Origin of the sequence: Pseudomonas sp. BIGb0164, from assembly GCF_024810135.1 — a bacterium.
In the GTDB taxonomy this organism is placed as follows: domain Bacteria; phylum Pseudomonadota; class Gammaproteobacteria; order Pseudomonadales; family Pseudomonadaceae; genus Aquipseudomonas.
In genome coordinates this window covers 55,326-69,347 of sequence record NZ_JANUEA010000002.1, presented here as the reverse complement: position 1 = coordinate 69,347, position 14,022 = coordinate 55,326, and the positions used below count along the sequence as shown (strand labels likewise).

The 14,022-nt window shown below is 61.9% G+C and carries 12 protein-coding genes; 5 read left to right on the top strand and 7 right to left on the bottom strand.

What is annotated here, in order from left to right:
- Positions 1-108: 108 nt before the first annotated feature.
- Positions 109-2,400 (bottom strand): beta-glucosidase BglX, encoded by a 2,292-nt coding sequence (gene bglX / locus M2394_RS04275; RefSeq protein ID WP_259171754.1) that lies wholly within the window; start codon positions 2,398-2,400, stop codon positions 109-111.
- A gap of 243 nt (positions 2,401-2,643) precedes the next feature.
- Here bglX and M2394_RS04270 point away from each other — a divergent pair, with 243 nt between their 5' ends.
- From M2394_RS04270 to M2394_RS04250, 5 genes are all read left to right on the top strand, one after another.
- Positions 2,644-3,252 carry a LemA family protein gene (locus M2394_RS04270; protein ID WP_176999237.1) on the top strand — a complete coding sequence of 203 codons (609 nt, stop codon included), beginning with the start codon at positions 2,644-2,646 and terminating at the stop codon, positions 3,250-3,252.
- Positions 3,252-3,977 carry a YgcG family protein gene (locus M2394_RS04265; RefSeq protein ID WP_259171753.1) on the top strand — a complete coding sequence of 242 codons (726 nt, stop codon included), beginning with the start codon at positions 3,252-3,254 and terminating at the stop codon, positions 3,975-3,977. The genes M2394_RS04270 and M2394_RS04265 overlap by 1 nt, the downstream gene beginning before the upstream one ends.
- Positions 3,978-4,005: 28 nt before the next feature.
- Complete coding sequence (locus M2394_RS04260) at positions 4,006-4,737, top strand: YgcG family protein (protein ID WP_259171752.1); 732 nt, start codon at positions 4,006-4,008, stop codon at positions 4,735-4,737.
- A 31-nt stretch (positions 4,738-4,768) separates the two neighbouring features.
- The gene (locus tag M2394_RS04255) at positions 4,769-5,386 is read left to right on the top strand and encodes a TPM domain-containing protein (RefSeq protein WP_259171751.1); all 618 of its coding nucleotides are present in this window, start codon (positions 4,769-4,771) and stop codon (positions 5,384-5,386) included.
- A gap of 220 nt (positions 5,387-5,606) precedes the next feature.
- On the top strand, positions 5,607-6,809 hold the full coding sequence (locus M2394_RS04250) for an SAM-dependent methyltransferase (RefSeq protein WP_259171750.1): 1,203 nt from the start codon (positions 5,607-5,609) through the stop codon (positions 6,807-6,809).
- A 51-nt stretch (positions 6,810-6,860) separates the two neighbouring features.
- Here M2394_RS04250 and M2394_RS04245 read toward each other — a convergent pair whose 3' ends face one another.
- The 6 genes from M2394_RS04245 to M2394_RS04220 form a co-directional block, all read right to left on the bottom strand.
- Positions 6,861-7,760, bottom strand: coding sequence for a DMT family transporter (locus M2394_RS04245; RefSeq protein WP_178920960.1), 900 nt, complete (start codon positions 7,758-7,760; stop codon positions 6,861-6,863).
- A 104-nt stretch (positions 7,761-7,864) separates the two neighbouring features.
- Positions 7,865-10,435: a TonB-dependent receptor gene (locus M2394_RS04240; protein ID WP_259171749.1), complete on the bottom strand. Its 2,571-nt coding sequence runs from the start codon at positions 10,433-10,435 to the stop codon at positions 7,865-7,867.
- Between the two features lie 129 nt (positions 10,436-10,564).
- Positions 10,565-11,533, bottom strand: coding sequence for a FecR domain-containing protein (locus M2394_RS04235; RefSeq protein WP_259171748.1), 969 nt, complete (start codon positions 11,531-11,533; stop codon positions 10,565-10,567).
- The gene (locus tag M2394_RS04230; protein ID WP_178920966.1) at positions 11,530-12,069 is read right to left on the bottom strand and encodes an RNA polymerase sigma factor; all 540 of its coding nucleotides are present in this window, start codon (positions 12,067-12,069) and stop codon (positions 11,530-11,532) included. The genes M2394_RS04235 and M2394_RS04230 overlap by 4 nt, the downstream gene beginning before the upstream one ends.
- Before the next feature lie 200 nt (positions 12,070-12,269).
- Positions 12,270-13,142, bottom strand: coding sequence for a dihydrodipicolinate synthase family protein (locus tag M2394_RS04225; protein ID WP_259171747.1), 873 nt, complete (start codon positions 13,140-13,142; stop codon positions 12,270-12,272).
- A 27-nt stretch (positions 13,143-13,169) separates the two neighbouring features.
- On the bottom strand, positions 13,170-13,952 hold the full coding sequence (locus M2394_RS04220) for an aldolase (protein ID WP_178920970.1): 783 nt from the start codon (positions 13,950-13,952) through the stop codon (positions 13,170-13,172).
- Positions 13,953-14,022 lie beyond the last annotated feature (70 nt).

The window sequence follows — 14,022 nt, the reverse complement described above, 5'->3', positions numbered from 1 at the left end:
GGGAGCTGGCTTGCCTGCGATGGCATCACCTCGGTATGACTGACACACCGAGGTGCCTGCATCGCGGGCAAGCCCGGCTCCCACACAAGCCGGGTTTACAGCCTTGTGTTACAGCAGTTCGAAGGTCTGCTGCTGCACATCCTGGGAATCCAGCCCGATCTGCACATTGAACTCGCCCGGCTCTGCCGCGTACTTGAGCTGGGTGTTGTAGAACTTCAAGTCGTCCTCGGTGATGGTGAAGTGCAACGTGCGCTCTTCACCCGCCTTGAGCATGACTTTCTGGAAGTTCTTCAGCTCCTTGATCGGGCGGATCATCGAGCCCGCCACGTCCTGGATGTACAACTGCACCACGGTTTCGCCATCCACCTTGCCGGTGTTCTTGACGGTGACGCTGGCGTCGAGCTTGCCGGTCTTGTTCAGCGTGGTGGACGACAGCGCCATGTCCGACAGGCTGAAGCGGGTGTAGCTCAGGCCATAACCGAACGGAAACAGCGGCCCGGTGATGTCATCGAAGTACTGCGAGGTGTAGTTGCCCGGCTTGCCAGGGGTGAACGGGCGGCCGATGGTCAGGTGGTTGTAGTAGGTCGGAATCTGCCCCACCGAACGTGGGAAGGTGATCGGCAGCTTGCCCGACGGGTTGTAGTCACCGAACAGCACGTCGGCGATGGCGTTGCCGCCTTCGGTGCCGGCGAACCAGGTTTCCAGGATCGCGTCGGCCTGTTGGTTTTCTTCCAGGATCGACAGCGGACGGCCGTTCATCAGCACCAGCACCAGCGGCTTGCCGGTGGCCTTGAGGGCCTTGATCAGGTCGCGCTGGCTTTGCGGGATGTTCAGGTCGGTGCGGCTGGACGACTCGTGGGACATGCCACGGGACTCACCCACGGCCGCCACGACCACGTCGGCGTTTTGGGCCGCCTTGACCGCTTCGTCGATCAAGGCTTGCGGCGAGCGAGGGTCATCCACCACTTCCGGGGTGTCGAAATTGAGGAAGTTGAGGTAGTCGACCACCGCCTTGTCGTTGGTGATGTTGGCACCGCGTGCATACACCAGCTTGCCTTTGCCCGCGAGGGCGTCGGTCATGCCTTTGAGCAGGGTCACCGATTGTGCCGGACGGCCGGCAGCGGCCCAACTGCCCATGATGTCGATGGGGGCATCAGCCAGTGGGCCGACCAGTGCGACGGTCGCCGATTTCTTCAGCGGCAGGGCGTCGTTCTGGTTCTTCAGCAACACCAGGCTGCGGCGCGCGATATCACGGGCCTCGCTGCGGTGCAGTCGGTCTTCGGAATAGGTGTCGACCGGGTCATCCTCGGCCTTGCCAATGCGCAGGTACGGGTCCTTGAACAGGCCCATGTCGTACTTGGCGGCGAGCACTTCGCGCACGGCGTTGTCGATGTCGCTTTGCTGGATTTCGCCGGACTTGAGCAGCCCCGGCAGTTCCTTGCCGTACAGCGAGTCGTTCATGCTCATGTCGATGCCGGCCTTGATTGCCAGCTTCGCCGCTTCACGGCCGTCCTTGGCCACGCCGTGCTTGATCAGCTCGACGATTGCGCCATGGTCACTCACGGCCAGGCCCTTGAAACCCCAGTCCTTGCGCAGCAGGTCATTCATCAGCCAGGTGTTGGCGGTGGCGGGCACGCCGTTGATCGAGTTCAACGCCACCATCACGCCGCCCGAGCCGGCCTTGATCGCCGCGTGGTACGGCGGCAGGTAGTCCTGGTACATCTTGACCGGGCTCATGTCGACCACGTTGTAGTCGCGACCGCCTTCCACCGCGCCGTACAGGGCGAAGTGCTTGACGCTGGCCATGATGCTGTCGGCGTTGGCCGGGCTGACACCCTGGAAGGCCTTGACCATCACTTCGGCAATGCGTGAAACGAGGTAGGTGTCTTCACCAAAACCTTCGGAGGTGCGGCCCCAGCGCGGGTCGCGGGAGATGTCGACCATCGGCGCAAAGGTGATGTCGAGGCTGTCGGCGGCGGCTTCCTGGGCAGCGATGCGCCCGGAGCGGCCGATGGCGTCCATGTCCCAGCTGGAGGCGAGCGCCAGGCTGATCGGGAATATGGTGCGATGGCCGTGGATCACGTCATAGGCGAAGAACATCGGGATCTTCAACCGGCTGCGCATGGCCGCGTCCTGCATCGGACGGTTTTCCGGGCGGGTGATAGAGTTGAACGTGCCGCCGATGCGACCGGCGGCGATTTCCTTGCGGATCAGCTCGCGGGGCATCTCCGGGCCGATGCTGATCAGGCGTAATTGGCCTATCTTTTCATCGATGGTCATCTGCTTGAGCAGGTCGTTGACGAACGCGTCCTTGTCCTTTGGCGCGGCGGACCCTGTTTCAGCCCAGGCGGGGTGGCAGGCCAACGTGGCCACAAGGCCGAGCAAACACAGCTTCTTCATGAATATCCTTTCGTGGCGTACTGCGCAGCGACAAAAGGAACGCTGCTCGGCCAAAGTGTTTGGAACATATGTTGTTGTTCGAGTGTTATGTCAGACGAATGCAGCACACATCTGAACTCTGATTCGCGCAGGGCATCTTTTAGCTGATTGGGTCGATGCATGCCAGTCGTGGTGGCGGATTATGCCCCAGGCGCACGATTTACAGGGTTATCAAATTTCACAGCAATGGTTGCGGAGAGACTTATGTCAGTTATTCAAGGATATCGCTGGGGCTTCAAGGCGGCGGCGATGCTGCTGATAGGCGCAGTGTTGAGCGGTTGCGGCATCAACAAGATCCCCACGCTTGACGAACAGGCCAAGGCGGCCTGGGCCCAGGTGCAGAACCAGTACCAACGGCGTGCCGACCTGATCCCCAACCTGGTGGAAGTGGTGAAGGGCTACGCGGCCCATGAACAGGACACCCTCACCGCCGTGATCGAGGCGCGGGCCAAGGCCACGTCGATCCAGGTGGACGCCGGCACCCTGGACAACCCCGAGAAGCTCAAGCAGTTCCAGCAAGCCCAGGACGGCCTGAGCGGTGCACTCAACCGGTTGATGGTGGTGTCCGAGCGCTATCCGGACCTCAAGGCCAACCAGAACTTCCTGGCCTTGCAATCGCAGCTTGAAGGCACCGAAAACCGGATTGCCGTGGCCCGCCGCGACTTTATCCAGGCGGTGCAGGCCTACAACACTGAAATCCGCACCTTCCCAGGCCGCTTGTGGCACAGCGTGATGTACAGCGACTTGCCGATCCGCGCCAACTTCGAAGCCACCAGCGCCGATGCTGATAAAGCGCCGCAAGTGAAGTTCTGATGGGCGCACGGGGCTGGTTGTTCGCCGCCTTGCTGCTGTGCGGTCAGGTGATGGCGGCTGACACCCCGGTGTCGGTCGAGGCCTTGATCGCCGAGCAGTTTGCCCAGCTGGACGGTCGCATCGTCGACCGCGCCGGCCTGCTCGACGCCGCTAGCACAGCGACGCTCAAGCACATGCTGGACAGCCACGAGCAGCAGACCGGCGAGCAGATTGTGGTGGTCACCCTGGACAGCCTGCACGGCAACACCCTGGAAGACTTCGGTTATCAGCTGGGGCGTCACTGGGGTGTGGGCGAAAAGGGCAAGAACAGCGGCGCGTTGTTGATCGTGGTGCCCAAGGCACATCAAGTGCGGATCGAAGTGGGTTATGGCCTGGAAGATCGCCTGACCGATGCCCAGAGTTCGGTGATCATCAATCAGGTGATCATTCCCCCGTTCAAGCAGAACCGCTTTGCTCAGGGGATCACGGCGGGCGTGAACGCCATGGTCCAGGTGCTGGGCGGCAAGCCGGTGCACGGCAAGGTTTCGCACAAGAACTGGGTGGGGTGGATCTTCGGGTTGGCGGCGTTGTTTGTGCTGGTGATCGGTTTTGTGGTGATCAAGTACGGGCGCCGGACCACGCCCTCCGACGATGACGCCCCGCGCCCGGGCGACAGCGACAAGCGCTCCGATTCTGCCGGTGGTGGCGGCAGCTTCGGTGGCGCAGGGGCGACCGGTAATTGGTAGCCAGGCATTCACAGGCCAAGGGGGCATGATGCGAATAGTACGAATGGGCCTGGCGCTGCTGCTGTTGCTCGGTGCCATGACGGCCCAGGCGGCGCTTACCTTTCCGGCATTGACCGGGCGGGTGGTGGACGATGCCCAGATGATCGACCCGGCCACGCGCCAGCAAATAACCCAGCAGTTGCAGGCGCTGGAGCAGGCCTCGGGCGACCAGATCGTGGTGGTCACCGTGCCCAACCTGCAAGGTGTGCCCATTGAAGACTTGGGTTACCAGTTGGGCCGTCAGTGGGGCATCGGTCAGAAGGGCAAGGACAACGGCGCGCTGTTGATCGTCGCCCGGGATGAGCGCAAGTTGCGCATCGAAGTCGGCTATGGTCTTGAAGGCGTGCTGACGGATGCGCAGTCGTGGGTCATCATCAACCAGGTGATCGCGCCCAAGTTCAAGGCCGGCAACTACAGCCAGGGCATCAGCGACGGCGTGGCGGCGATGCTGCAGGTGGTGGGCGGTGACCCCTTGGCGGTGCCGGCGCATGTGGCCGACGCGAACTTTGCCAAGGATAATCCCGGGTTTTCCATCGGCCTGTTCATTCTGCTGATCGGCGTCTTGTGGTTGTGCCATCGCATGGGCCTGCCAGTGGGCGCCATTCTCCTGGCCATCCTCAGCAACAGCGGGCGTGGCGGTGGTGGCGGCGGCGGCGGTGGTGGCGGCTTCCGGGGCGGCGGCGGTGGTTTTGGCGGCGGCGGGGCTTCAGGCGGGTGGTAATGACAATAACGAGAAAAGAGCATCGACAACCATGGCATTACTGACTGAACACGAGCAGCGCCAAGTCACCGAAGCGATCGCCCGCGTCGAGAAAACCACCGACGCTGAACTGGTGACCGTGCTGGCGGCGCGTGCCGACGACTACGCCTACATCCCGTTGTTGTGGGCCAGCCTGATCGCCCTGGTGGTGCCAGGCGTGGTGCATTACCTGTCCGGCTACCTGACCATGTACACCTTGCTGCTGGCGCAATGGGCGACGTTCATCGTGCTGTGCCTGGTGTTTCGTATGCCGGCGGTCACCACGCGATTGATCCCGCGTTCGGTTCGCCATTGGCGTGCGTCCAACCTGGCGCGGCGCCAGTTCCTGGAGCAGAACCTGCACCACACGCTGGGCAGCACCGGCGTGCTGATTTTCGTCAGCGAGGCCGAGCGGTACGTGGAGATTTTGGTGGATGACGGGATTTCCCAGCGCCTGGATGACAGCAGCTGGGAGGTGATCGTCAAGGCGTTTACCCAGCAGGTGAAGCAGGGGCAGACGCTGGCGGGGTTCATCGCGTGCATCGAGGCCTGTGGCGAACTGCTCAAGGTGCATGTGCCGTTGACGCAGACGCGTAATGAGCTGCCCAACCGGTTAATCGTGTTGGAGTGATCCTGGATATGCGGTTCGAAATGTGGGAGCGGGCTTGCTCGCGAAAGCGGTGTGTCAGTCGATTTATTCATTGACTGGCGCACTGCGTTCGCGAGCAAGCCCGCTCCCACATTTGCATGTGTGTTATCCAGACGCAGTACCGTTAGTCAAATAACCCCGTGCCCTCAAGCCCCATCCCCCCTAAAATGCCCGGCATTCCCTGCCCGAGGCGTTTTTGTTCATGTCTGTCACTGTTCAACCGGATCATCACGCCCAGTTCATCGCACTGCTGAGCGACAGCCTTGCGCAGAATGCTTTCATCAAGCTGGTGCTGGCCAAGTACGTCGGTGCCGAAGCCGAGTTGCAGCGGCTGATCATCAAGCAGGTGGTGGTCAAGGAGCAGGCCTGCCTGTCGTTCGTGTACCGCTACAAGACCCGCGACATCACCAAGAACCTGCCCCTGGCTGACGGCGTGGCGGCGATTGCCGAGTTGTTGCCGGCCCAGTTCAAGAACGCGCACCTGTTGTCGCTGACCGATGAAGCCCAGCTGGAATACAGCAAGAAGAACAAAAGCTCGCTGTTCAAAAGCAAGCCGCAGAAGTTGCGCGAAGCGCCGTCGGCAGAGCACAACCGTGAGAAGAACCGCTTTCTTGACCTGAGCCGGCCGTTTCTCGCCGACCTGGGCGTGACCGACGCCAAGCAGGCGCTGATCCCGTCGATGTCGCGCAAGTGGAAGCAGATCAACAAGTTCATCGAGGTGTTCAGCCATGCGCTGACCTCGTCACCGTTGAAGCTGGACCAGCCGGTGCGCGTGGCCGATTTTGGTTCGGGCAAGGGCTACCTGACGTTCGCCATCCACGATTACCTGCGCAACACCCTCAAGGCCGAGGGCGAAGTCACCGGTGTGGAGTTGCGCGAAGACATGGTGACCCTGTGCAACAGCGCCGCTGCGCGCCTGGAGCACCCGGGGCTGGTGTTCAAGTGTGGTGATGTGCGCAGCGTGGCGCCGAGCGAGCTGGACGTGATGATCGCGTTGCACGCCTGTGACATCGCCACCGACTACGCGATCCACACCGGCATCCGTTCCGGTGCGTCGATCATCATGTGCTCGCCGTGCTGCCACAAACAGATCCGCCTGCAGATCCAGAGCCCGGTGCTGCTCAAGCCAATGCTGCAATACGGTTTGCACCTGGGCCAGCAGGCCGAAATGGTTACCGACAGCCTGCGCGCACTGTTTCTCGAAGCCTGTGGCTACGAGACCAAGGTGTTTGAGTTCATCTCGTTGGAACACACCAACAAGAACAAGATGATCCTGGCGGTCAAGCGCGCCGAGCCTGTGGACAACGCGCAGTTGCTGGAGAAAATCCAGGAATTGAAGGCCTTCTACCACATCACCGAGCACTGCCTGGAAACCCTGCTGCGCGCCGACGGTTTCCTGAGCTGAACACACCCCCTGTAGGAGCCGGCTTGTGTGGGAGCGGGCTTGCTCCCACATTTAGACTGTATTTGGCTTGGGAATCGGGGCTGGCTGCACCGCCGTCTTGCGCCCCAACATCACCGTCACGATTACCCCGCATGCAAACAGCCAGGTAATCGGCTCGATATGTTCACCAAAGAACAGCGCCGAAAACGCGATGGTGAAGAAGATCTGCAACAGCTGGATCTGGCTGACCCGCGCAATGCCGCCCATGGCCAGCCCGGCGTACCAGGCAAAGAATCCCAGGAACTGCGAGAACAGCGACACATAGCCGAACGCCCACCATGCGCGCATCGAGATTGCACCTTGATGCTGCGCCGCCAGGTACCACACCGGGCCGATCAACACCGGTGTTGAAAGCACCAACGCCCAGCAGATCACCTGCCAGCCGCCCATTTCCTTGGCCAACCGGCCGCCTTCGGCATAACCCAGGCCACCCACGGCAATCGCGCCGAGCATCAGCAAGTCGCCGGCCTGGATACTGCCGGCACCGGTGATCAACGCGTAGCCGAGTACCAAGGCACTGCCCAGCGCCGCACAGGCCCAGAAGGCCTTGGACGGACGCTCATGGGACAGCCAGGCGGCGTACAGCGCCACGCACAGCGGTTGCAGGCCGTTGACCAGTGCACCATGGGACGCCGGCAGGGTTTGCATGGCCCAGGCCGACAACACCGGAAAGCCCAGGATCACACCGGCAATAACCAGGCACAGCCCGCGCACCTGGCGCCAGGTCGGCCAGCGTTCACGGCGCCACAGCAGCAACGCCGCCGCCGGGATCGCCGCGAACAGCGCACGGCCCAGGCCGTTGAGCAACGGGTGGATTTCCTGCACGACGATGCGCGTGAACGGCAAGGTCAGGCTGAAGATGATGACGCCCAGCAGGCCGAGGGCCATGCCGGTGTTTTCGCGCGAGCTCATGGTGAGGGGACCGGGATCAAGAGGGCTTCAAGGGAAGCCCATCTAGCCACAACCCCCGGCGATTGCGGGCCTACAGCTGATCGCAGATTTATCCGTACAGTTTTTCAGAAGAACCGCGTGATGCTGATCTTGGCGTTGCGCCCCTCGCTGTAGGCACGGTCGCCGCTGAGCGCGGGGCGGTAATTGCGATTGAACAGGTTGTCGACGGTGAAGTTGACTTCGGTGCCCTTGAGGCCGGCCTGCTGCGGTTTCCAACTGGCGAACAGGCCCTGGGTGTCGTAGCTGGCGTTTTCATACTGGTCGTAGAAGCTGTCACCGGCGACGCTGTTGAGACTGCTGGAATATTTATCGCTGGGCAGGCGGTCGGTCTTGCGCACGAACTGCCCCTGCCAGCCGACTTGCGCGTCCCAGCTCGGGATCTTGGTGCCCAGCACCACCACCCATTTGGCCGGCGGAATGTCACGGGCCCACACGTGGGTGCTGGTGGCCCAGGGGTTGGTGTAGGGGTTGTCGCGCTTGCCGGTGGCCCAGGAGTAGGACAGCGAGCCGAACAGGTACGTCGAGTCGTAGTAGCTTTCAACCTCGAAGCCCTTGATGGTCATGCCGCCGATGTTGCGGTAGTTGGACTTGGCCGCCATGTCGCCGGCGCAGACTGTGTCGATACTGCCCGAGACCGAGTTCTGCCGTGCGCAACCGATGCCGGTGGCTTTGAAAATCTCATCTTCGATGCGGTTGTGGAACAGGGTGGTACGCAGTTGCAGGTTGTCTTCGCGGGTGAACAGGCCGGAGAAGTTGGTGATGTTGCCGGCGGTGATCGCAGTGATGCGTTCCGGGTCCAGGTCGACGCTGGTGGCAGTGCGGCTGCCTATGCCTTGCACTTCGTACTGTTCGTCGATCACCGGGGCGCGCCAGGTTTTGTTCCAGCTGGCGAACATCGCTACGTCGGGGGTGATGTTCCAATAGGCCGCCAGGCGGGGTGACCAGCCGGTGTAGGTGCGGTCGCTGTAGTCATGCCCGAAGGACGGGTTGGGGTTGCTGTAGTACGGCGCATCGTTGGCTTCACCCCGGTTGCGCACGTGGTCGTAGCGCAGCGATGGAGTGATGGTCACGTCGCCGAGGGTCACCGCGTCTTGAAGATAGAACGAGTTCGTATCGACTTTGCCGTGGGGCATGAAGTACGGCTGGAAGTGTCCGTAGTTGTAGCGCGGCGTGTTGTAGGTGGCGCCGGGCATCCAGCTTTCGGTTTCACGGATGTGCTTGCGCACCTGTACCCCGGTGGTGACGGCGTGTTCCAGCGGCCCGGTGCTGAAGCGGCTGATGTTGCGTGCTTCCAGAATCTTGTCGTCGTACGAGGTGTCCATCTTGCGCCCGCCGGTGGCCAGGGAGAACGAGGCGTTCGCGTCACGTTCGTCAGTCTGGTCGGTATTGGACGCGGAGTAGCTGAGTTTCAGGTCCACCAATGGGTTGTCGAGAGGCTGGTATTCGTACTTGGCCGAGTAGGTGGTGTCGATGGTCTCGCGGTCTGCCAGGAAGCGTTTGAGGGCGCCTTCATAACCGTAGCGGTCAATGGCCGATTGCAGCGGCGGCGTGGGGTAGCTTTTAGCCGAGAAGGGCGTCCAGCGCTGGCTTCGCGAGCGCGAGTAAGACAGGCCCATGCTGTGCTCGTCGGTGAAGTGCGCGTTGACCTTGAACAGGGCGCCATCCACATTCGTCGCGCTGTTGGGCAGGCGCTTTGGGTTGATCGGGTATTCGTTGCGCGGGTCTGGCGGAGTGGCCGCCAGCTTCATGTCGCCGCCGTCGCGTTGGGTCAGGTAGGCCAGGCCATCCAGGCGACCATCATCGGTGCGGCCATAAATGGCCGAGCTGTAGACCTGTTCGTGGTCGTTACTGGAGTAGCCATATTTGAGCATGGCACCGGCGTTGCGGCCGTCTTCGAGCAGGTCGGGGGCGTCCTTGGTTTCCATGTGCACCGTGCCACCGAAGCCGCCGTTGCCGGTAAAGGCCGAGTACGGGCCTTTCTCGACTTCGATGCTCTTGATCAGCTCGGGCTCGATGAACACGGTGCCTTGCTGATAGCGCTCGAAGCCGCTTTTGGTCGCACCGTCCACGGTCATCGGTATGTCTTCAGCCTCACCCATCCCGCGAATGTTGATGGTCTGGCCACCGGGTTTGGGTGAGCCGCCCATGAATACGCCGGGCAGGGTCTGCAGGAGGGCGGGAATGTTATTGGGCTGGTAGCGGTCGATGTCGGCCTGGTTCAGGGTCGAGCGTCCCACGGTGCTGGAGTCGACCTGGGTACCGGTGCCGATCACGCTCAGGGCGTCGAGCTGGACGGTACCGCTGTTGCTGGTCTTGTCCTCTTCGGGTTTAACCACATAGGTGCTGCCGACCTTGATCAAGGTGAACGTACCGTTTTTGAGCAAGGTACGAATCGCCACTTCCGGGGTGAACTCGCCATTGAGCGCCGGCGCCTGCACGTTCTTGAGCAGGGTTTCATCGAACAACAGCTGGATTTTCGCCTGTTGCGCCACTTGGCTCAGGGACGTCGCCAGCGGCTGGGCGGGCAGTTGCAGCGTGAGCGACTCGGCCTGGGCGCTGAGGCTGAATGCCAGGCAGGTGGCGATGATCGACGGTCGAAGAAACAGGTGTGAAACGTGGCAAGGCGCGCGAAACATGAAATCCCCCGGTGTGGCCAAACGGCCAAAAAGGCGTGCGTATCAAACGCAGACGGGGGGAAGACGGGGCAGGCAAAAAAATCCACACATGCGAATGCAAAATATTCTCAAGTACGGTGTTTTGCGGGGTTACTTGCTCGGTTCGATCCGTACGATGCCATCCGCTGACGGTACGGTTTTCACCGGAAGCAGGGCGGGCAGGGCGTTGAGCAAGGCGTCCGGGTCATTGACATCCAGGTTGCCCGACACCTTCAATTGCGCCACCGCGCGGCTCACCTGCAGCGGTGCCTGGGGGCGGTACAGGCTCAATTCGTCGATCAGGCTGGCCAGTTCGCGATTGCGAAACGTGAGGTGCCCGCTGCGCCAGTCGGCGACTTCTTCGGCGTTCAGGCTTTGCTGCTGCAACGTGCCCTTGGCATAGCTGTAGGTGGCGCGCTGCTGGGCGCCGAGCAAGGATACCGGGCTCTTGGGGTCTGGCTCGAAGGCCACCTGCCCGTGGGCCACGCTCACCACCAGTTGCTGCTGGCTGCGGCGCACATCGAAACCGGTGCCCACCACCCGCACATTCGCCTCGCCGGCCTGCACGTAGAGGGGCCGCTCCTTGTCGGCGGCCACCTCGATATACACCTGGCCTTTGTCCAGATGAACGATGCGCTGGTGGGCGGTGAAGTCTATCCGCACCCGCGTATTGGCATTCACATACAAGGTGCTGCCATCGGGCAGGTTCAGGGTGCGCATGCCTTTGGCATGGGCGGCCACCTGGCTGTGGTACAGCGCACGCGGGGCGTCGATAGCGCTGGCCATCACGGCGCAGACCAGGGCTGCGGCCACGGCCAGGGCAGGGCGCCACACCGACGGTTTGCGCTTGGGCAGCGCCACGGGTTTGTTCAGTTGCTGCAACTGGGCGAGGTCTGCCCACAGTTGTTCGAATTCGGCATAGGCGCGGGCATGGGCAGGCTCCGCTTGCCAGGCGGCAAAGGCTTTGCGGTCGGCACGCCCCGCCTCGTTGCGGTTGCGGGCAAACCAGCTGGCGGCTTGGGCATCGATGGAGTCGCTCTGCTCGATGTCCAGGGCGTCGATGTCGCTCAGGCGGTTCATTCGGGCTGCTCCGTGCCGGGTTCGTTTTGAAGGCGTCGCTTGCAGTGCAGCAGGGCAAAGGCGATGTGCTTTTCCACCATGCTGGTCGAAATGCCCATGCGCTCGGCGATCTGTGCCTGGCTCAAGCCTTCGAAGCGGTGCAGCATAAGGGCTTCTCGCCTTCGGGGCGAGAGTTCGGCGAGGACTTCTTTCAACTGTTCCAGGCGTTGCAAGCGTTGCGCGGCGGCCATGGGATCGTTTTGCTCATCGGTGACCGGCTCGGTGTCCATGTCGGCCGGGTCTGAGTGGACGGTCTGCCGTACCTTCTGCTTGCGCCAGTGATCACGCAGCAGGTTGCGCGCCATCTGGAACAGAAACGCCCGTGGCTGCTCGACTTTGGCCCGGTCGCGGTAGTCCAGCCATTGGGTGAAGACATCCTGGGTCATGTCCGCGGCGTCGCTGGCGTTGTCCGTGCGTTTGCGCAGGAAATACAGGATATCTGTATAGAACCCGCGAAAGGCATCGGCCGACAACGGGTCGGGCTTGGGACGAGACATGGGGATCCTTCTTGAGGAAGCACGACGTAGAAAAGTCGTGAATGGTATCGAGAACCATTGTCATTTGTCTCTATTTTACGGATGTACACAGCAAAAAATGTGGGAGCGGGCTTGCTCGCGAAAGCGGTGTGTCAGTCGATTTATCCATTGACTGGCGCACTGCATTCGCGAGCAAGCCCGCTCCCACAGGGGATTGTGGGTTAGCGCAGCAATGTTTTCAGCTGCTCGATCGCCGCTTCACCCAGCGGGAAAACCGGCAACCGTGGATCACCCACTTCCAGCCCCGTCAAACGCAAACCCGCCTTGATCGTCGCCGGCAACCCACCTTTGAGGATGAACTCCAGCAACGGCAACTGGCGATAAAACAGTTCCCGCGCCTTGGCCAGGTCATTGGCCAATACCGCCTCATACAACGCCAGATTGAGTTGCGGGATCAGGTTCGGCGCTGCCGTGCACCAGCCCTTGGCACCTGCCGCGAAGGCTTCCAGCGCCAGCGGGTTGCAGCCGTTGTAAAACGGCACGTCCGTCTGGCGATGCAACTGGTGCATGCGCTGAACATCCCCGGTGCTTTCCTTGACCATGGTAACGTTGGCCACCTGCTTGATGATGCGCAGGATCAGCTCCACCGACATGTCCGTGCCACTGGTGGCCGGGTTGTTGTAGAGCATGATCGGCACGCCGATGCTGTCGCCAATAGCCGCGTAGTGGGCGAGGATTTCCGCTTCACTGAGCTTCCAGTAAGACGCCGGCAGCACCATCACCACGTCGGCGCCGTTGGCTTCGGCGTAACGGGCGCGGCGCACGGCCTTGGCGGTGGTCAGGTCGGACACGCTGACGATGGTCGGCACGCGCCGGGCGATCTTGGCCAGGCTGTAGGCGCTCACTTCGTCCCACTCGGCGTCGCTCAAATACGCGCCTTCGCCGGTGCTGCCCAGGGGCGCGATGGCGTGCACGCCGCTGTCGATCAAGCGGTCGATGGAACGGCCCAGGGCATCAAGGTCGATGCGCTGGCCGTCGGCGCTGAACGGGGTGATGGTGTAGCCGATGATGCCGTGAATCGTTGGGCTGGACATAAACAGTCTCCGGTCAAAAAGGGGCAATCAGTTCAGGCAATCGGCGTGTTGGCGCAGGTTCTGCCGGGCGTAGTAATTGAACGCAGCGCCGAAGCGCTTGGGCTTGGAGATCCAGTCATGGGCCTCGCGCCCGAGCTCTGGCAGGATCGGCTTGATCGTGCCGGCGGCCATCGCCAGCAACTGCAACTTGGCTGCGCGTTCGATCAACTGCGCGATCACACAGGCCTCCTCGATGCTCGCCCCGGTGGACAACTGGCCGTGGTGCGAAAGCAGGATGGCGCGTTTGTCGCCCAGTGCCGCCGTGATGATTTCCCCCTCTTCATTGCCCACCGGCACGCCGGGCCAGGCTTCCAGGAACGCGCAATCCTCGTACAACGGGCAGAGGTCCATGTGGGACACCTGCAGCGGCACTTCCAGCATCGACAGTGCCGCGATATGGGTAGGGTGGGTGTGGATGATGCAATTCACATCCGGCCGCCCACGGTAAACCCAGGTGTGAAAACGGTTGGCCGGGTTGGGAATGCCATGGCCTTCCAACACTTCCAGGTCTTCGTTGACCAGCAACAGGTTGCTGGCGGTGATCTCATCAAAGCCCAGGCCCAATTGCTGGGTGTAATAGGTGCCAGGCTGCGGCCCACGCGCGGTGATCTGCCCGGCCAGACCGGAATCGTGACCGTGCTCGAACAGGATGCGACACGTGAGCGCCAGCTTTTGCCGGTCGGTCCACGTATTATCCGCCAGGGTGTTTTGCATCTGGATCAGCGCCTGCTTGACCAGTTGGTCTTTGGGGAGTGCTAATGTCTTGGCCATATCGGGTGCCCTCGGTGGCTGCAAATGACACTAACGATGCTATATGACACTTTGTGTCATTGGCAAGCAT

Bases quoted from the DNA above. Each gene is read 5' to 3' on its own strand.
- bglX (WP_259171754.1), bottom strand. From the start codon at position 2,400: ATGAAGAAGCTGTGTTTGCTCGGCCTTGTGGCCACGTTGGCCTGCCAC.
- M2394_RS04270 (WP_176999237.1), top strand. From the start codon at position 2,644: ATGTCAGTTATTCAAGGATATCGCTGGGGCTTCAAGGCGGCGGCGATG.
- M2394_RS04265 (WP_259171753.1), top strand. From the start codon at position 3,252: ATGGGCGCACGGGGCTGGTTGTTCGCCGCCTTGCTGCTGTGCGGTCAG.
- M2394_RS04260 (WP_259171752.1), top strand. From the start codon at position 4,006: ATGCGAATAGTACGAATGGGCCTGGCGCTGCTGCTGTTGCTCGGTGCC.
- M2394_RS04255 (WP_259171751.1), top strand. From the start codon at position 4,769: ATGGCATTACTGACTGAACACGAGCAGCGCCAAGTCACCGAAGCGATC.
- M2394_RS04250 (WP_259171750.1), top strand. From the start codon at position 5,607: ATGTCTGTCACTGTTCAACCGGATCATCACGCCCAGTTCATCGCACTG.
- M2394_RS04245 (WP_178920960.1), bottom strand. From the start codon at position 7,760: ATGAGCTCGCGCGAAAACACCGGCATGGCCCTCGGCCTGCTGGGCGTC.
- M2394_RS04240 (WP_259171749.1), bottom strand. From the start codon at position 10,435: ATGTTTCGCGCGCCTTGCCACGTTTCACACCTGTTTCTTCGACCGTCG.
- M2394_RS04235 (WP_259171748.1), bottom strand. From the start codon at position 11,533: ATGAACCGCCTGAGCGACATCGACGCCCTGGACATCGAGCAGAGCGAC.
- M2394_RS04230 (WP_178920966.1), bottom strand. From the start codon at position 12,069: ATGTCTCGTCCCAAGCCCGACCCGTTGTCGGCCGATGCCTTTCGCGGG.
- M2394_RS04225 (WP_259171747.1), bottom strand. From the start codon at position 13,142: ATGTCCAGCCCAACGATTCACGGCATCATCGGCTACACCATCACCCCG.
- M2394_RS04220 (WP_178920970.1), bottom strand. From the start codon at position 13,952: ATGGCCAAGACATTAGCACTCCCCAAAGACCAACTGGTCAAGCAGGCG.